The following is a 17,746-nucleotide window of genomic DNA, read 5'->3' as shown; positions in this document are numbered from 1 at the left end:
GTCCGGCATGCCTAGGCCAACCTCTCTGACCGGTCGCAGCCTGGTCGCCGGCGCCGCACAAGGCGCCCTGCTGTTTGCCGATGTCGGGCTGAGTTTCTGGGGCGGGGTCGATCCGTACAGCGGCGAGGTCATCGACCGTCACCACCCGCTCAGCGGCGAATGCCTGGCCGGCCGGGTGCTGGCCATTCCCAGCGGCCGCGGCTCGTGCACCGGCAGCAGTGTGCTGATGGAACTGATCAGCAACGGTCATGCGCCGGCCGCACTGGTACTGGCCGAACCCGATGAGATCCTGACCTTGGGCGTGCTCGTGGCACAGACCATTTTCGAGCGTTCCCTGCCGGTGCTGTGCATCGGCCGGGAGGCCTTCGCCGCCTTGCGCGGCAAGGCCTTTGCTCGGGTCGAAGATTCCTCGGTGACGGCGTTCGAACACGTGCCGGGTGATGCCTGGCAGATACTCGACAGCCCATCGCACACAACAGAAGCAAGCGCCTCTATCGAACTCACCGAACACGATCAGGCGCTGCTCGACGGCGAGCATGGCAAGGCCGCCCAGGTCGCCATGCAGATCGTCTTGCGCATGGCCGAGCTGCAAGGTGCCCGCCACCTGGTGAATGTCACCCAGGCCCACATCGACGGCTGCATTTATACCGGACCTGCGAGCTTGCGCTTCGCTGAACAACTGGTGCAGTGGGGAGCCAAAGTACGGGTGCCGACCACGCTCAATTCGATTTCCGTCGACCAGCGCCGTTGGCGCGAGTTGGGCATCGATCCGGCACTCGGCGTACCGGCCAGTGCCTTGGGCGATGCCTATATGGCGATGGGCGCGCAGCTCAGTTTCACTTGCGCACCCTATTTGCTCGACAGCGCACCGAAGGCTGGTGAGCAAATCGTCTGGGCCGAATCCAACGCCGTGGTGTATGCCAACAGCGTGCTCGGCGCACGCACCCTGAAATACCCGGACTACCTGGATATCTGCATCGCCCTGACCGGCCGCGCGCCGTTGATTGGCTGCCATCTGGACGCGCAACGTAAAGCGAGACTGCAAATCGAATTGCCGGATTTGGGCGAGCTGGACGATGCCTTCTACCCGCTGCTTGGTTACCACATAGGTGCCCTGGCCGGCAGCCGGATTCCGCTGGTGCTGGGACTGGAACACAGCAAGCCGAGCCTGGATGACCTGAAAGCGTTCGGTGCGGCTTTCGCCACCACCTCCGCCGCGCCGCTGTTTCATATCGCCGGAGTGACCCCGGAAGCACTCGACCCGACGCAGGTGCTGGAGGCGAATGTCCCCGTGCCGGTGGAAAAAATCCGCCTGAAGGATTTGCTGCTCAGCTGGCGCGAACTCAACAGTGCCCGCGACAGTCGAGTAGATGTGGTCTCGCTGGGCAACCCGCATTTCTCCCTCAGCGAATTCGCGCATCTGGCGCGGCTGTGTCGAGGTCGGCACAAACACCCCGAGGTGGTGCTTGCCATCACCTGCGGTCGCGCGGTGCTGGAACAGGCTCGCACGGCCGGGCATATCGCCGTGATCGAAGCCTTCGGCGCGACCCTGGTCACCGACACCTGCTGGTGCATGCTCGGCGAACCGGTGATCCCGCTGGCCGCCAAAACCTTGATGACCAACTCGGGCAAGTACGCCCATTACGCACCCGGCCTGGTAGGCCGCAAGGTGCACTTCGCCAACCTCGCCGAATGTGTCTACGCCGCCTGCAACGCCACGGCCAGCGGTCGTTTGCCGGCCTGGCTGCAATCGGCCGCCTCTCTGGAGCGCCACGCGCATGTTTGATTACACCTTCCAATGGCGCGCAACCCTGCGCGCCCTGCCGGACATGCTGGCCGGCGCCTGGGTCACCTTCGAGACCGCTGCACTGTCGATGATCTTCGGCGTGCTGATCGCCCTGGCCCTGACGGTGATGCGCGAAACCAAACAGCCGTTGTTGCGCGGCATCGGCAATGGCTGGGTGTCGATCGCCCGCAACACCCCGTCGCTGTTCCAGATCTACGTCCTCTACTTCGGCCTTGGCTCGCTGGATTTGCATGTCAGCTCATGGTTCGCGCTGCTGGCCGGGATCACCTTCAACAACGCCGGTTACCTGGCGGAAAACTTTCGCGGTGGCCTCAAGGCTGTGCCCGGCACACAAGTGCGCGCCGCGCGTTCGCTGGGCATGAGTGCCTTTCAGGCTTACCGGATGATCATCGTCCCGCAGTTGCTGCGAATCGTGTTCTACCCGTTGAGTAACCAGATGGTCTGGGCGGTCTTGATGACGTCGCTGGGGGTGATCGTCGGGCTGAACAATGACCTCACCGGCGTGACTCAGGATTACAACGTCAAGACGTTCCGCACCTTCGAATATTTCGCCATCGCAGCGGCGCTGTATTACTTGATCGCCAAGGCGATCGTCGCCGTCGCCCGGCTGATGGCCTGGCGGCTGTTCCGTTACTGAGGAGGTGACCATGTTGACCACCAGTTTTTCCTGGAATGACCTGTTGTTCTTGCTTGATGGCGCCTGGGTCACTCTGAAACTCACATTCTGGTCGATCATCCTCGGCTCCTTCGCCGGGCTGCTGTTCGGCTTGCTGCGGGCGCTGTTGCCACGCGCCAGCCTGCCACTGGCCTGGGTGCTGGACGTGTTTCGCAGCGTGCCGTTGCTGATCCAGTTTGTGTTGTTCAACTCGCTGAAAAGCATCGTCGGTTTAAACATCAGCGCCTTCAGCGTCGGTTGCATTGTGCTCGGCGTCTATGCCGCCGCGTACTTCACCGAGATCGTGCGCAGCGGCGTGCTATCGGTGCCGTTTACCGTGCGCCGGGCCAGTCGTTCACTGGGACTGAGTTTCCTCCAGGACCTGCGCTGGATCGTTCTGCCGATGGCCACCCGGGTGGCCTTTCCCGGCTGGCTGAACCTGGTGCTCAGCGTGATGAAAGACACCGCGCTGGTGATGTGGATCGGCATCGTCGAACTGCTGCGCGCCTCGCAAACCATCGTGACCCGCATTCAGGAACCGTTGCTGGTGCTGTGCATCGCGGGCCTCATCTACTACGTCATGAGCCTGGTGGTCGCTCGCCTGGGCGCTCGTCTGGAAAGAAGGTGGCAAGAAAATGATTGAGATCGACAACGTACACAAATCCTTCGGCAACCTCGAAGTGGTCAAGGGCGTCAACCTGACGGTGAACAAGGGCGAGGTGGTGTCGATCATCGGCGGCTCGGGCTCGGGCAAATCGACCCTGTTGATGTGCATCAACGGCCTGGAGCCGATCCAGAAAGGCAACATCCGGGTCGACGGTGTCGAGGTCCATCACAGCGCCACGGACCTCAACCGCCTGCGGCAGAAGATCGGCATCGTCTTCCAGCAATGGAACGCGTTCCCGCACCTGACCGTGCTGGAAAACGTGATGCTGGCGCCGCGCAAAGTGCTGGGCAAGAGCAAGGCGCAAGCCGAGGAACTGGCGGTGAAACAACTGACCCACGTCGGTCTGGGCGACAAGCTCAAAGCCTTTCCCGGCAAGCTCTCCGGCGGCCAGCAACAGCGCATGGCCATCGCCCGCGCCCTGGCCATGTCGCCGGATTACATGCTGTTCGACGAAGCCACTTCGGCCCTCGACCCGCAGCTGGTGGGCGAGGTACTCGACACCATGCGCATGCTCGCCGAAGACGGCATGACCATGGTCCTGGTGACCCACGAAATCCGCTTCGCCCGCGATGTGTCCGACCGCGTGGCGTTCTTTCGCAATGGCCTGGTGCACGAGATCGGCTCGCCCGACCAGGTCATCGGCAACCCGGTGCACGCGGAAACCGCGGCTTTCCTGAAATCGGTGAAATAGCTGATGGCCCCTTCGCGAGCAGGCTCGCTCCCACACTGTTCGCATTTCTTCTGGAAGAACTCGGTCAAATGTGGGAGCGAGCCTGCTCGCGAAGGGGCCCAACCAGACAAAACAAGGAGCAAACCATGCGCTCATCGAAAGTCATCCATGTAGTCAGCTGCCACGCTGAAGGCGAAGTCGGCGACGTGATCGTCGGCGGCGTCGCGACACCGCCCGGGGCCACCGTGTGGGAACAGTCGCGCTGGATTGCCAAGGACCAGACCCTGCGCAACTTCGTGCTCAACGAACCGCGCGGCGGCGTGTTCCGCCACGTCAACCTGCTGGTGCCGGCCAAGGATCCTCGGGCGCAAATGGCCTGGATCATCATGGAACCGGCCGACACCCCACCGATGTCCGGTTCCAACTCACTGTGCGTGGCCACCGTGTTGCTCGACAGCGGCATCCTGCCGATGACCGAACCGCAAACCCGGCTGGTGCTCGAAGCCCCAGGCGGGCTGATCGAAGCGGTGGCCGACTGCCGGGACGGCAAGGTCGAACGGGTGGAAATCAAAAACGTGCCCTCCTTCGCTGACCGCCTCGACGCCTGGATCGAAGTCGAAGGCCTCGGCTCGTTGCAGGTCGATACCGCGTACGGCGGCGACAGTTTTGTAATCGCCGACGCCAAACGCCTGGGCTTTTCCATTCGCCCTGATGAGGCGGCCGAGTTGGTTGAGGTCGGGCTGAAAATCACCCGAGCCGCCAATGAACAACTGGGCTTCGTCCATCCGCTGAACCCTGAGTGGTCGCACATTTCCTTCTGCCAGATCGCTGCGCCCCTCGTCTATGAAAATGGCATCGCCACCGGTGCCAATGCGGTGGTGATTCAACCCGGCAAGATCGACCGTTCGCCCACCGGCACCGGCTGCTCGGCGCGTATGGCGGTGCTGCAGGCCAAGGGCTTGATGCAGGTCGGCGAACGTTTTATCGGCCGTTCGATCATCGGTTCCGAGTTCCACTGCCGCATCGATTCGCTGACGGAAGTGGCCGGACGCCCGGCGATTTACCCGTGCATTTCCGGCCGGGCCTGGATCACCGGCACCCACCAATTGCTGCTCGATCCGAGTGATCCGTGGCCACAAGGCTATCGACTCTCTGACACCTGGCCTGGGGCCTAAGCACTGCCTTACAAGCCCTCACCAAAAACCCTGACAAACGGCTAGTAAAAAACCCTTCGTAACTGAAAAAAGTACTGGCCGAGTCTTTTCACTTGCAATATCGTATACGAAATACAATAAATGAACTGGAGGCAACAATGAGCAAGCGCATTAACTGGAGTGGCGTCTTCCCCGCGGTGACCACTCAATTCAACGACGACTTCACCATCAACCTGGAAAAAACCCACCAGGTGATTTCCAACGTGATCCGTGACGGCGTGTCGGGCCTGGTGGTGTGCGGTTCGGTGGGGGAAAACACCTCGCTGACCGCCGAAGAAAAAATCGCCGTGACTGAAGTTGCAGTCGACGCTTCCCGAGGCCGCGTGCCGGTGATCTGCGGTGTGGCCGAATTCACCAGCGTGCAAGCGGCCAAGGTCGCCAACGCCGTGCGCCGGGTTGGCGTCGACGGGGTCATGCTGATGCCGGCGCTGGTCTACGGCTCCAAGCCGTTCGAGACCGCCGAGCACTACCGCTACGTGGCGAAAAACGCCGACGTACCGCTGATGGTTTACAACAACCCGCCGATCTACAAAAACGACGTCACCCCGGACATCCTGATTTCCCTGGCCGACTGCGACAACGTGGTGTGCTTCAAGGATTCCTCCGGCGACACCCGTCGTTTCATCGACGTGCGCAATGAAGTGGGTGACCGTTTTGTGCTGTTCGCCGGCCTCGATGACGTGGTGTTGGAAAGTATCGCGGTGGGTGCCGAAGGCTGGGTCTCGGGCATGTCCAACGTGTTCCCGAAAGAAGGCGAAACCATCTTCCGCCTGGCCAAGGCCGGTCGCTTCGCCGAAGCCATGCCGATCTACGAATGGCTGATGCCGATCCTGCACCTCGATGCCCGTGCCGACCTGGTGCAGTGCATCAAGCTGTGCGAAGCCATCGCCGGTCGCGGCAGCGCCCTGACCCGTCCGCCACGCCTGGCCCTGCCGGAAGCCGATCGGGTTTTCGTCGAGCAGATCATGGCCAAGGCCCTGGCCAATCGTCCGGAACTGCCGGACGTCGGTCTCTGAGTGATTGCCGGGCGGGCCCCTTGCGGACCCGGCCCGGCTACCTGTTTTTGCGCCTCTACAGGAAACGTCAGCATGCCCAATCCTCACAGCACCTCCCGCGCAACCACACCTTCGGGACTCAAACGTGTCGTGGCCGCCGCCATGGCCGGCACCGTCGCCGAATGGTATGAATTCTTCCTCTACGGCACCGCCTCGGCACTGGTCTTCGGCCAGCTGTTTTTTCGCCAGACCGACAGCCCGATCGATGGCATCCTCGCCGCCTTCGCCCTGTACGCGGTCGGCTTCCTCGCCCGCCCGTTGGGTGGTCTGGTGTTCGGTCACTACGGTGACAAATTCGGCCGCAAACGCCTGCTGCAATTGAGCCTGGTGGTGGTCGGCATCACCACCTTCCTGATGGGTTGCCTGCCCGGTTTCGACCAGATCGGCTACGCCGCGCCCGTGTTACTGGTACTGCTGCGGCTGATCCAGGGCTTCGCTTTCGGCGGTGAATGGGGCGGTGCGATTCTGCTGGTGTCCGAACACTGCCCGGACAATCGCCGAGGCTTCTGGGCCAGTTGGCCGCAAGCCGGTGTGCCGGCCGGTAACCTGGTGGCGACCGTCGCGTTGCTGCTGTTGTCGTCGAACCTGTCGGAGCAGCAATTCCTCGCCTGGGGCTGGCGTGTAGCGTTCTGGTTCTCGGCGGTGGTGGTGCTGATCGGCTACTGGATTCGCACCAGCGTCGATGACGCGCCGATCTTCAAGGAAGCCCAGGCCCGTCAGGCGCAAAACAAGCAACAACAATTGGGCGTGGTTGAAGTGCTGCGTCATCACTGGCGTGCGGTGCTGGTCGGTATCGGCGCGCGGTTTGCCGAGAACATTCTCTACTACACCGTCGTGACCTTTTCGATTACCTACCTGAAGCTGGTGGTGCACAAGGACACCTCAGAGATTCTGTTTCTGATGTTCGGCGCGCACCTGCTGCACTTCTTCATGATCCCGCTGATGGGTTATCTGTCCGACCTGGTCGGGCGCAAACCGGTGTACCTGACGGGTGCAATCCTCACCGCGTTCTGGGGCTTCATCGGCTTCCCGATGATGGACACCGGCAACAACTGGCTGATCATCGGGGCAATCACTCTGGGCCTGGCGATCGAGTCGATGACCTACGCGCCCTACTCGGCGCTGATGGCCGAAATGTTCCCGACCCACGTGCGCTACACCGCGTTGTCCCTGTGTTACCAGGTGGCACCGATCTTTGCCGGCTCGTTGGCGCCGCTGATTGCCCTCACCCTGCTCAACAAGTACCACAGCTCGACACCGATCGCCTGGTACCTGGTCGGCGCCGCGCTGATCTCCATCATCGCCGTCGGTTTGACTCGAGAAACCCGGGGTAAGTCGCTGCATGTGGTGGATGCCGAATCCGCTGCGCGGATCGCTGCCTTGGGCACCGCCGAACCGGCCACTGCACGCCGGGGTGATTCTCTGGCTTGACCTCAATACGCAACCTGTAGCAGCTGCCGCAGGCTGCGTTCGAGCGCGTAGCGGTCGTCAATACTGGCGACACGGTGTGACTGAGACACCGCGTTGCATGGTTTTACGACGGCTTCGTCCGTACGCGGCCCGCACCGAACGCAGCCTTCGGCAGCTGCTACGGGTCATACGCTGCGGGCTGGCAACGTATTTGGCCTCACATTTCGACAGGAGTTTTTTCATGCCCCACATCATCGGCCACAACTATATCGGCGGTGCGCGCAGTGCCTCCGGCAACATCTCCGTGCAAAGCCATGACGCGAGCACCGGTGAAGCGCTGCCCTATTCGTTCATGCAAGCCACCATTGAGGAAGTGGACGCCGCTGCCCAAGCCGCCGCGGCAGCCTACCCAGCCTTCCGCAACTTACCAGCGAGCCGCCGCGCGGAATTTCTCGAGGCCATCGCCGCGCAACTGGATGCGCTGGACGATGAGTTCGTTGCCCTGGTCACCCGCGAGACGGCGCTGCCAACCGGACGCATTCAGGGCGAGCGCGGCCGTACCAGCGGCCAGATGCGCCTGTTTGCCCAAGTCCTGCGCCGTGGCGATTTCTATGGCGCGCGCATCGACCGCGCCTTGCCCGACCGTCAGCCGCTGCCTCGGGTCGATCTGCGCCAGTACCGGATCGGCGTTGGCCCGGTCGCGGTGTTTGGCGCGAGCAATTTCCCGCTGGCGTTCTCCACCGCCGGTGGCGACACCGCTGCCGCCCTGGCCGCCGGATGCCCGGTGGTGTTCAAGGCTCACAGCGGGCATATGGCGACTGCCGAACTCGTGGCCGACGCGATCATCCGCGCCGCCGAGCAAACCGGCATGCCCAAGGGCGTGTTCAATATGATCTACGGCGCGGGTGTCGGCGAAGCGCTGGTCAAGCATCCGGCGATTCAGGCGGTCGGTTTCACCGGCTCGCTCAAGGGCGGTCGCGCCCTCTGCGACATGGCCGCCGCACGGCCTCAGCCGATTCCGGTGTTCGCCGAAATGAGCAGCATCAATCCAGTGCTGGTACTGCCCGAAGCCCTGCAACTGAGGGGCGAGAAAATCGCCAGCGAACTCGCCGCGTCCGTGGTGCTCGGCTGCGGCCAGTTCTGCACCAACCCCGGATTGGTGATCGGCATTAGCGCCCCCGAGTTCAGCGCATTTATTGAATCGCTCAGCGCGGTAATGGCCGAGCAACCGGGGCAAACCATGCTCAACGCTGGCACGTTAACCAGCTACGCCAAGGGTGTGCAGGCGCTGCGCGCGCATCCGCACATCCGCCACCTGGCCGGCCGCGAACAACAGGGCAAACAGGCCCAGCCACAGCTGTTCAAGGCCGACGTCAGCCTGCTGCTCAACGGCGACCCGCTGCTGCAGGAAGAGGTCTTCGGGCCGACCACGGTGCTGGTGGAAGTGGCCGACAAGGCCGAACTGCAACGGGCATTACACAACTTGCACGGTCAACTCACGGCCACCTTGATTGCCGAAGCCGGAGACCTGCAAACCCATAGCGAACTGCTGCCGCTGCTTGAACAGAAAGTCGGCCGGGTACTGTTCAATGGCTACCCGACCGGGGTCGAAGTCTGCGATGCAATGGTGCATGGCGGGCCCTACCCGGCCACCTCCGATGCGCGTGGCACCTCGGTCGGCAGCCTGGCCATCGAGCGTTTCCTGCGCCCGGTGTGCTACCAGAACTGCCCGGATGTGCTCTTGCCCGAGGCGCTAAAAAACGCCAATCCGCTGGGCATTGCCCGTCTGGTCGATGGCAACAGCCATCGCCAACCGGTTTAAAAAACACTCAGCAACCTACTGTGGGAGCGAGCCTGCTCGCGATAGCGGCATGTCAGTCAACGAAAATGTTGAATCTGATGGCCTCATCGTCGGAACGCCGCCCGGAGCAAGCTCGCTCCCACAGGTCCGGCTTTCACTCAGCCCAGCAGTGCCTTCAAGTCGTTGTACAAAGCTTCGGGAATCTGCACGCCCTCCACCAAACTGCGCGCTCGCGCCTCGTACCGCCGTTGCGACGGCAAGCGTGCGCCCTGCCCTTGTATGCTCTGGAACATGACTTCGGCACGGGCCAGGTGCTGCTCGGTGGCCTCGCCGAGAAAGCGCCGCGGATCGAGGGCGATGATCAGCTCGCCGTGGTACGGCGACGACTTGCTGCCTGCGTCGTAGGCCAGCGATTCAGCACTGGTCAGGTCACCGATCAACGGCCCGGCAATCAACTCCACCATGGCGGCCAGCGCCGAGCCCTTGTGCCCACCGAACGTCAGCATCGCGCCGGCATCGAGTACCACGTTCGCATCGGTACTCGGCTGCCCATCTGCATCGACGCCCCAACCTTCAGGAATCGCTTTGCCGGCACGCCGATGCAACTCGATCTCGCCACGGGCAATCGCACTGGTGGCGAAGTCGAACACAAACGGATCGTTACCCGAACGCGGCCAGCCGAATGCGATGGGATTAGTCCCGAACACCGGTTGACTGCCCCCCGCCGGCGCGACCCAGGCATGGCTGGGATTACAGGCCAGCGCCACCAGGCCGGCAGCGGTCAGCTGCTCGATCTCGACCCACAGGGCGGAAAAATGCACACAGCGATTGATCGCCAAGGCCGCAATTCCGTTTGCCCGGGTTTTCTCCTCCAGTAATGGCAGACCCGCCTGGAACGCCAACTGGGAGAAACCACCCGCCGCATCGACCCGCACGATCGAAGAGGCCTGGTCGATCACCCGTGGCTCGGCATCGGCCACCACCTTGCCGGCCCTGAGCGAATTCACACAACCCAGTACCCGGTACAGACCGTGGGAGGCGCAGCCATCGCGCTCGCCGGCAATCACCGTGGCGGCCACCGCCTGAGCGTGGGCAAGGTTGAAACCGTTGTGCAGCAAGATCGATTCGGCCAGCTCGCGAGCTTCGGCCAGGGACAGTCGTTTCATCATCAACTCCTTGGACAGACCGTCCAGACTGGCCCATTCCAGACGACACGGCTTGATCGCTTTAGGCCCGGTCGACGACGAATTCGGCATATCCCGGCAACCCGACCATTCGTCGGGTGGACGTCACACCACCCCTTGACACTGGTTGAGCTCTGCGCGAATATTACTTGCATCGCATACGATATAAACGTATACGACATACAAATACCACTTATTGAAACGTTGAGGATTTATTCCATGAGCAAGATCGAAAAAGTACTGGTCACCGGCAAAACCCACACCACGTTCAGCGACGCGACCCGTGCCCACGGCAACCTCGACATCGAGCTGTCGTCACCAGGTGACGCCAAACCGGCCCACGTGTTCGCAGCCACCCAAGCGCACCCGACCGCCGAGCAACTGTTCGCCGGTGCATGGTCGGCCTGCTACATCTCCGCCATCGAACACATAGCCAAGGCGAAAAAAGTGGTGCTGCCGGCCGATGTGTCTGTCGACATCGAGGTCGATCTGGGTCAGACCGGTCAGGCTTATTTCCTTCAGGCTCGATTCTTTGTCCGCTTGCCGGGCGTGGCACACGACGTCGCAACCGAACTGGCGCACGCCGCACACGAACTCTGCCCGTACTCGAAAGCGACGCTGGGCAACATCGACGTGGCGGTGAACGTCCTGACGGCGTGAAGATCGCTTTAATCCATCAAATATGTCGCATGCGATATAAGCGCATACGAAAACAATAGAGATTCAGGAAATCATCATGAGCAAGATTGAAAAAGTACTGGCCACCGGCAAAACCCACACCACCGTCAGCGACGCTGGCAACACCTCGCGCGGCCATGACGGCAGCCTCGACATCACCCTGTCGTCGCCTGGCAACACCAAGCCAGCACACGTGTTCGCAGCCACCCAGCCGCACCCGACTGCCGAGCAACTGTTCGCTGGCGCATGGTCGGCCTGCTACACCGCCGCCGTCGGGCTGGTGGCCGGAGAAATGAACGTGGTGCTGCCGTCGGATCTGTCCGTCGACATCGAAGTCGATCTGGGTCAGACCGGTCCGGCCTACTTCCTTCAGGCTCGATTGACCCTGCGCGTGCCGGGTTTGTCGCACGATATCGCGACGACACTGGCGCACACCGCCCATCAAATCTGCCCGTACTCGAAAGCGACGCGGGGTAACATTGACGTGGCCCTGAACGTCCTCACGGCTTGACGCACCGCGCGGCGTTGCTATCGATCGGCAGGGTCGATACGCCAAATATATCGTATGCGCTTTAAGCGCATACGAATAACAAATCCAACATAACGATGAGGACTCATCCATGAACAAGATCGAAAAAGTCCTGGCGACAGGCAAAACCCATACGACGTTCAGCGCCGCCGGCAACTCTTCGCGCGGCCTCGACATCCAGCTCTCGTCGCCTGGAAACCCGAAACTGGCACACGAGTTCGCTGCCATTGTGCCGCACCCCACCGCAGAGCAACTGTTCGCCGGCGCATGGTCGGCCTGCTACACCGCAGCCGTCGAGCTGGCGGCGAAAAATATGAAGGTGACACTGCCGCCCAATCTGGCCATTGATATTGAGGTCGATCTGGGCCAGACCGGTCCGGCCTACTTCCTCCAGGCCCGGCTGAGTCTTCGCGTGCCAGGCTTGACGCAAGAAGTCGCGACAGAGCTGGCGCACGCCGCCGATCAAATCTGCCCGTACTCGAAGGCGACGCGAGGCAATATCGACGTGGTCATCAACGCCCTGACCGCATGATGCACCGTACGACCGGTTCGACTTTCGCCGTCGAACCGGTCGCCACCGTCAGTTAGAGTCGTTCCGACACAATCGCATACGAGGTATATTTTACTTTTTGCGAGCCATCACTCTTTGGCCAACGAGGATGCACATGAAACCCACCGATAACGCCGCCCCCGCCGACCTGAAGCTCTCCGAATTCCTGTGTTTTGCGGTCTATTCCACGAACCTGGCCTTCGGCAAGGCTTACAAGCCGATACTCGAGCAGCTTGGGCTGACCTATACGCAATACATCACCATCGTCGCGCTCTGGGAGGAAGACAATCAGACCGTCGGCAGCCTGGGCGAGAAGCTGTTTCTGGAATCGAACACACTGACCCCGATTCTGAAGAAACTGGAAGCGATGGGCTTTTTGCAAAGGCAGCGCGATCCCGAGGACGAGCGCCAGGTACGGATCAGCCTGACGAAGAACGGTCGACAGCTGCGCGAAAGCCAACCGGAAATGGGCCTCGCCGACGCGACGGGCCTGACGTTCGACGAATTCACGATCCTGCAAAAAGCGGTCGTGAAGCTGCGCAACAATCTGATCAAGTCGACGAAAGCCGGGGAATGAGTCGGCACACCGATCTGGACATTCTCAAGCGCGCGAACTAGCGCGCCACTTCATCCCGCACCACCCCGCGCTCCTCAAGCAAGCGCACAAACATGGTCAGACTTTGCGACACCGTCCCCCGGCGCCACACCAGCCAGGTGCGCAAATAGCGGAACGATTCCGATAGCGGCCAGATGCTCACCGTGGTGCATCCGGGCATGCTGTTGAGCATGCTGCGGGGCATCAGTGCCAGACCTGCGCCGGCGCTGACGCACGCCAGCATGCCGTGATAGGACTCCATTTCGAAAATCTTGCCGGGCACCGCCGCGTCCTTGGCGAACCAGCTTTCGAAGTGGTGTCGGTAGGAACAATTGGAGCGGAAGGCATAGATGTTTTCGCCATTAACATCCCGCGCACGATGGATGGGGGAATGGTTGAGCGGTGCGATCACCACCATCTCCTCCTCAAATACCGGCACGCCTTCCAATGCCGGATGCAGCACCGGTCCATCGACAAACGCTGCCGCTAATCGGCCAGACAACACCCCGTCGATCATGGTCCCCGAAGGTCCGGTGGACAGGTCCAGCTCGACCTTGGCGTGCTTCTGGTTATACGCGGCCAGCAGCTCAGGGATACGCACCGCCGCCGTACTCTCCAGTGATCCCAAGGGAAACGATCCTTGTGGTTCTTCGCCCGCCACCGTCGCGCGGGCCTCCTGGACCAGGTCGAGAATACGCCGGGCATAGTCCAGGAAACTCCAGCCGGCCGGCGACAGGCGCAGGCGACTCTTCTCGCGGATAAACAGGTCCACGCCCAGATCCAGCTCCAGCTGCTTGATCCGCGTCGTCAGGTTCGAGGGCACCCGATGGATGTGCTGAGCGGCCGCGCTGATGCTGCCGTGTTCGGCGACGGCTTTGAAAATTTCCAGCTGAACCAGATCCAAGTCATTCTCCAAACGTGAACGATATGCTCAGTATTATTCAGTTTCCAGAAAACAAATGCCACCGTAACCTGAGCGCATCCCCACCTCGCAGGACGGTGCCATGACTCAAGTTTCCAGCCTCACCCATGCCATTTCGATCAACCCCGCCAACGGCGAGCAGATCGGTCACTACCCTTTCGAATCCGCATCGGCACTGGACGCCGCCCTTACCCGCGCCGCTGCCGGGTTCCGCGTCTGGCGCAGCAAACCCGTTGATCAACGCTCGCACTTGTTGATCGCCCTGGCTCGGGCATTGCGCGACAACGCCGCCGCGATGGCGAACATGATCACCCTGGAAATGGGCAAGCCGATCACTCAGGCGCGCGGCGAAATCGAAAAGTGCGCGCAACTCTGCGAGTGGTACGCCGAACACGGCCCCGCGATGCTGAACGCTGAACCGACGCTGGTTGAAGGTGGAAAAGCGCGCATTGAATATCGCCCGCTCGGCCCGATTCTCGCGGTAATGCCGTGGAACTTCCCGATCTGGCAGGTCCTGCGCGGCGCCGTTCCAGCGTTGATCGCCGGCAACACCTACGTGCTCAAACATGCGCCCAACGTGATGGGCAGCGCTTATCTGTTGCGGGAGGCCTTCAAGCACGCCGACTTTCCCGAAGGTGTCTTCGAACTCATCAATGTCACGCCGGACGGCGTCTCCACCGCGATTGCCGATCCACGCATCGCGGCCGTCACCCTCACTGGCAGCGTGCGAGCCGGCATGGCCATCGGCGCTCAAGCCGGCGCGGCGTTGAAGAAGTGCGTGCTGGAATTGGGCGGTTCAGATCCGTTCATCGTCCTTAACGATGCCGACCTCGACGAAGCGGTCAAAGCCGCCGTGATTGGCCGCTACCAGAACACCGGGCAAGTCTGCGCAGCCGCCAAACGCTTGATCGTCGAGCAAGGCATCGTCGAGGAATTCACGCGCAAGTTCGTCGAAGCCACGCAAAAACTGGTGGTCGGCGATCCACTGGCCGCCGACACCTACATCGGCCCGATGGCCCGCTTTGATCTGCGTGATGAACTGGATCAACAGGTGCGCGACACCCTGGAAGAAGGCGCGACGTTGCTGCTGGGCGGCAAGAAAGCTGAAGGCCCGGGTAACTTCTACGAGCCTACTGTCTTCGCTAATGTCACCGACCAGATGACCTCGTTCAAACAGGAACTGTTTGGCCCGGTGGCCTCGATCATCACGGCGCGCGATGCAGCGCATGCTCTGGCACTGGCGAATGACAGTGAGTTCGGTCTCGCTTCAACCATTTACACACGCAACGTCGAGCTTGCCGAACAGATGGCTGGTGAACTGGAAACCGGTGGCGTGTTTATTAATGGCTATTGCGCATCCGACCCACGTGTCACCTTCGGCGGTGTGAAGAAAAGCGGGTTTGGCCGTGAGCTCTCGCATTTCGGTGTGCGCGAATTCTGCAATGCCCAAACGGTATGGCTGGATCGGCGCTGATCGCATCAAGCTGCCTGGGAGCCTTGGGCTCCCAGGCACTCGCGCTCTATTCGTTCAAGTAATACAGCTTGTTCACAATCATCCAGCGATAATTGATGTTCAGTAACGACAGGTAATCAGTAAATCGCATGCCGAGATAATCATCAGTGACTTTTACCGCGGCGGCATCACCCGTGACATCGACACTGAGTACTTCCCAAAACGGCTTGACCTCTTTGGCTGCCGGCCCCTCGGCCTTGATCGCGCTGATAAATTCCTCCAGAGAAGCCCATTCAAGCTTTTCTTCGTAATGGCCAATGATGCGGCAAGAAGGATGAAAGGCCTGTCGCAACAAGGCTTCATCGGCGAACACCATGCCTTCTACGTAATTGCGGACCACCACGTTGATGTGTTCTTTAGCCAGCGATTGAGTCGTCATGTCATACCTCCAGCGTTCTCGTCCTCGCACCGCCGGATCAGGTTGATCGATCATCCATCCCACCCTGAAAGTCTAGCACCGCGCGCTTAACAGTCCCGGATGGCGACTATGATGATGGGGGTCACCTGCCTGTCGAGGAGCTGAGAGATGTCGCTGACTCTTTACTACCATCCGCTGTCGTCGTTCTGCCACAAAGTGCTCATCGCGCTCTACGAAAACGCTGTCGAATTCGAAAAGCGGATCATCGATCTCGCCAACGATGCAGACAGAGCAGAGCTGAAAGCGCTGTGGCCGCTCGTCAAGTTCCCGGTCATCCGCGACCACGCTCGCCAGCGCAACGTGGCGGAGACCACGATCATCATCGAATACCTGGACCAATTTTATCCAGGTGAACATCCACTCGTACCCAACGACTGGGACACCGCGCTGGAAGTCCGTCTTTGGGACCGTGTCTGCGACCACTATCTCCAGACGCCGCTGCAACAGATTGTGTTTGATCGTTTGCGCGACGCTCACGGCGATTTGACCAGAGAACGTTCCACACTGCAGACGGCGTACGGCATGCTCGACCACCAGATGGCGTCCAGAATCTGGCTGGCCAGTGAAGATTTCAGCCTGGCCGATTGCGCTGCCGCCCCGGCCCTGTTCTATGCCAGTACTCTTGAGCCGTTCCCCGACGACTACGGTCACTTGAAAGCCTATTTCGACAGGCTGATGAACAGACCGTCCGTCCAGCGGGTCATCGACGAGGCCAGGCCCTGGTTTTCGTTTTATCCGTTTGCTGAAGCCATCCCGGAGCGGTTTCGCCAGACGCCGGACAACACTGACAGGCCTCGACAATTCGCCTACCCCACCACGTCAATCAACTGCTCGCGCTGCGCCCCCGTCAGCATCGGACCGAAACCGGCACCGGCGTTTTCCGCCATGTAACGCGGGTTGCCGGTGCCGGGGATGACGCAGGTCACCGCCGAATGCGTCAGCAGGAACTTGAGCGCCAGTTGCGCCCAGCTATTGACCCTCACATCCGCGGCCCAGCGCGGTAACGGTTTGTCCTTCAAGCGGGCGAGCAATTCCCCGCCGCCGAAGGGCCGATTGCAGATCACCGCCACACCTCGCTCGCGACACAGCGGCAGGATGCGTTTCTCGACGCCGCGATCGTCCAGGGCATAGTTGATCTGCAAAAAGTCCAACGGCTCGGCCTTGAGTACCGCTTCCACCTCGTCATACGCCGACGCCGTGTAATGGGTGATGCCGATGTAACGAATGCGCCCTTCTTCCTTCCATTTGCGCAGCGTGGGCAAATGGGTTTTCCAGTCCAGCAGGTTGTGAATCTGTATCAGGTCGATCCGGTCGGTCTGCAGCAATTTGAAAGACTGTTCCATCTGCGCGATGCCTTCTTCGCGGCCCCGGGTCCACACCTTGGTGGCCAGAAAGGCCGGCGAGCGCGGCTCATGAATCGACAGCAGCTCACCGGTTGTCTGTTCGGCGCGACCGTACATGGGCGAACTGTCGATCACCTTCCCGCCCTTCTCGAACAACGCACGCAGAACCGCAGGCAGCTGCTTGTAAGCGGGACTTGAAGGCTCGACATCAAAACCGCGATACGTACCCAGCCCGACGATCGGTAATAGTTCGGCGCTGGATGGAATGGCCCGGGTCAGCATGTTCTTGCCTCCTGTTTCCGTCGACGGCGTGGATGCTGCAACAGCCGGATCGAAGGTGAAAACCGCCGAAGCACCGGCGGCCAGCGTGAGTATTTTTCGACGCGTGTACCCGTCAGTGTGGCTCATGGAATTGCCCTTCCACATTTTTGCTGTCAGCCACGGTCCACAGCACTTCTCGCGCCGGACGCACGAGGCTGGCCACATATCAGCATAGCTACCGGCGACAATTCGCCCCTGCTCGACATACAACAAGCACCGCAACCTCCAACAGCACCAGCACGCAGAAATGGAAGGCGAAGCCCAATGTCAGTCAGTTAAGCCGTAACGCGATCTGTAGCAGCTGCCGAGCCCGCGAGGCTGTGGTGAGGGGATTTATCCCCGTTGGGCTGCGAAGCGGCCCCTGTTTTTCCAGCCACACCGCGTCCAATGGATTACGACGGCTTCGCCGCCGAA

17 protein-coding genes and 1 pseudogene are annotated in these 17,746 nt (G+C 61.1%); 14 read left to right on the top strand and 4 right to left on the bottom strand.

What is annotated here, in order from left to right:
- Positions 1-7 precede the first annotated feature (7 nt).
- From lhpI to ACYZTW_RS12950, 8 genes are all read left to right on the top strand, one after another.
- On the top strand, positions 8-1,786 hold the full coding sequence (lhpI, locus tag ACYZTW_RS12985) for a cis-3-hydroxy-L-proline dehydratase (protein WP_462005190.1): 1,779 nt from the start codon (positions 8-10) through the stop codon (positions 1,784-1,786).
- Complete coding sequence (locus ACYZTW_RS12980; RefSeq protein ID WP_008157202.1) at positions 1,779-2,444, top strand: amino acid ABC transporter permease; 666 nt, start codon at positions 1,779-1,781, stop codon at positions 2,442-2,444. The genes lhpI and ACYZTW_RS12980 overlap by 8 nt, the downstream gene beginning before the upstream one ends.
- 10 nt (positions 2,445-2,454) lie before the next feature.
- Entirely contained in the window at positions 2,455-3,105 is a 651-nt protein-coding gene (locus ACYZTW_RS12975; protein ID WP_008157201.1) for an amino acid ABC transporter permease, read from the top strand.
- A complete protein-coding gene (locus ACYZTW_RS12970) occupies positions 3,098-3,820 on the top strand; it encodes an amino acid ABC transporter ATP-binding protein (RefSeq protein ID WP_462005189.1) in 723 nt (240 codons plus the stop codon). The genes ACYZTW_RS12975 and ACYZTW_RS12970 overlap by 8 nt, the downstream gene beginning before the upstream one ends.
- 125 nt (positions 3,821-3,945) lie before the next feature.
- Positions 3,946-4,974 carry a trans-3-hydroxy-L-proline dehydratase gene (locus ACYZTW_RS12965; RefSeq protein ID WP_462005188.1) on the top strand — a complete coding sequence of 343 codons (1,029 nt, stop codon included), beginning with the start codon at positions 3,946-3,948 and terminating at the stop codon, positions 4,972-4,974.
- A gap of 137 nt (positions 4,975-5,111) precedes the next feature.
- Positions 5,112-6,029, top strand: coding sequence for a dihydrodipicolinate synthase family protein (locus ACYZTW_RS12960; RefSeq protein WP_030132201.1), 918 nt, complete (start codon positions 5,112-5,114; stop codon positions 6,027-6,029).
- Positions 6,030-6,101: 72 nt separating this feature from the next.
- Positions 6,102-7,499 carry a fosfomycin efflux MFS transporter AbaF gene (gene abaF / locus ACYZTW_RS12955; protein ID WP_462005187.1) on the top strand — a complete coding sequence of 466 codons (1,398 nt, stop codon included), beginning with the start codon at positions 6,102-6,104 and terminating at the stop codon, positions 7,497-7,499.
- Positions 7,500-7,719: 220 nt separating this feature from the next.
- Positions 7,720-9,300, top strand: a complete 1,581-nt coding sequence (locus ACYZTW_RS12950; protein ID WP_462005186.1) for an aldehyde dehydrogenase (NADP(+)) — start codon at positions 7,720-7,722, stop codon at positions 9,298-9,300.
- A gap of 137 nt (positions 9,301-9,437) precedes the next feature.
- Here the strand turns inward: ACYZTW_RS12950 and ACYZTW_RS12945 are convergent, their stop codons facing one another.
- Positions 9,438-10,445, bottom strand: coding sequence for an Ldh family oxidoreductase (locus tag ACYZTW_RS12945; RefSeq protein WP_462005749.1), 1,008 nt, complete (start codon positions 10,443-10,445; stop codon positions 9,438-9,440).
- A gap of 237 nt (positions 10,446-10,682) precedes the next feature.
- On the opposite strand from ACYZTW_RS12945, the gene ACYZTW_RS12940 reads away from it, so the two are divergent.
- The 4 genes from ACYZTW_RS12940 (at position 10,683) to ACYZTW_RS12925 (ending at position 12,797) form a co-directional block, all read left to right on the top strand.
- A complete protein-coding gene (locus ACYZTW_RS12940; RefSeq protein WP_462005185.1) occupies positions 10,683-11,123 on the top strand; it encodes an Ohr family peroxiredoxin in 441 nt (146 codons plus the stop codon).
- 76 nt (positions 11,124-11,199) lie between these two features.
- Positions 11,200-11,652 (top strand): Ohr family peroxiredoxin, encoded by a 453-nt coding sequence (locus ACYZTW_RS12935; RefSeq protein ID WP_462005184.1) that lies wholly within the window; start codon positions 11,200-11,202, stop codon positions 11,650-11,652.
- 109 nt (positions 11,653-11,761) lie between these two features.
- On the top strand, positions 11,762-12,202 hold the full coding sequence (locus ACYZTW_RS12930) for an Ohr family peroxiredoxin (RefSeq protein ID WP_462005183.1): 441 nt from the start codon (positions 11,762-11,764) through the stop codon (positions 12,200-12,202).
- A 133-nt stretch (positions 12,203-12,335) separates the two neighbouring features.
- Positions 12,336-12,797, top strand: coding sequence for a MarR family winged helix-turn-helix transcriptional regulator (locus tag ACYZTW_RS12925; protein WP_462005182.1), 462 nt, complete (start codon positions 12,336-12,338; stop codon positions 12,795-12,797).
- A gap of 37 nt (positions 12,798-12,834) precedes the next feature.
- Here ACYZTW_RS12925 and ptrR read toward each other — a convergent pair whose 3' ends face one another.
- Positions 12,835-13,719 carry a putrescine utilization regulator PtrR gene (gene ptrR, locus ACYZTW_RS12920; protein ID WP_462005181.1) on the bottom strand — a complete coding sequence of 295 codons (885 nt, stop codon included), beginning with the start codon at positions 13,717-13,719 and terminating at the stop codon, positions 12,835-12,837.
- Positions 13,720-13,819: 100 nt separating this feature from the next.
- Between ptrR and ACYZTW_RS12915 the strand changes: the two genes are divergently transcribed.
- Positions 13,820-15,211, top strand: a complete 1,392-nt coding sequence (locus ACYZTW_RS12915; protein WP_462005180.1) for an aldehyde dehydrogenase family protein — start codon at positions 13,820-13,822, stop codon at positions 15,209-15,211.
- A 46-nt stretch (positions 15,212-15,257) separates the two neighbouring features.
- Here the strand turns inward: ACYZTW_RS12915 and ACYZTW_RS12910 are convergent, their stop codons facing one another.
- A complete protein-coding gene (locus tag ACYZTW_RS12910) occupies positions 15,258-15,629 on the bottom strand; it encodes a nuclear transport factor 2 family protein (protein ID WP_462005179.1) in 372 nt (123 codons plus the stop codon).
- 147 nt (positions 15,630-15,776) lie between these two features.
- On the opposite strand from ACYZTW_RS12910, the pseudogene ACYZTW_RS12905 reads away from it, so the two are divergent.
- Positions 15,777-16,451: pseudogene (locus tag ACYZTW_RS12905) on the top strand (glutathione S-transferase family protein); the annotation flags it as partial.
- Positions 16,452-16,474: 23 nt separating this feature from the next.
- Here the strand turns inward: ACYZTW_RS12905 and ACYZTW_RS12900 are convergent.
- Positions 16,475-17,419 carry an aldo/keto reductase gene (locus ACYZTW_RS12900; protein ID WP_462005178.1) on the bottom strand — a complete coding sequence of 315 codons (945 nt, stop codon included), beginning with the start codon at positions 17,417-17,419 and terminating at the stop codon, positions 16,475-16,477.
- Positions 17,420-17,746: the final 327 nt, after the last annotated feature.

The organism is Pseudomonas sp. LB3P25, assembly GCF_054897985.1.
The sequence above is the reverse complement of the archived record's forward strand: the minus strand, read 5'-3'. Positions and strand labels throughout refer to the sequence as shown.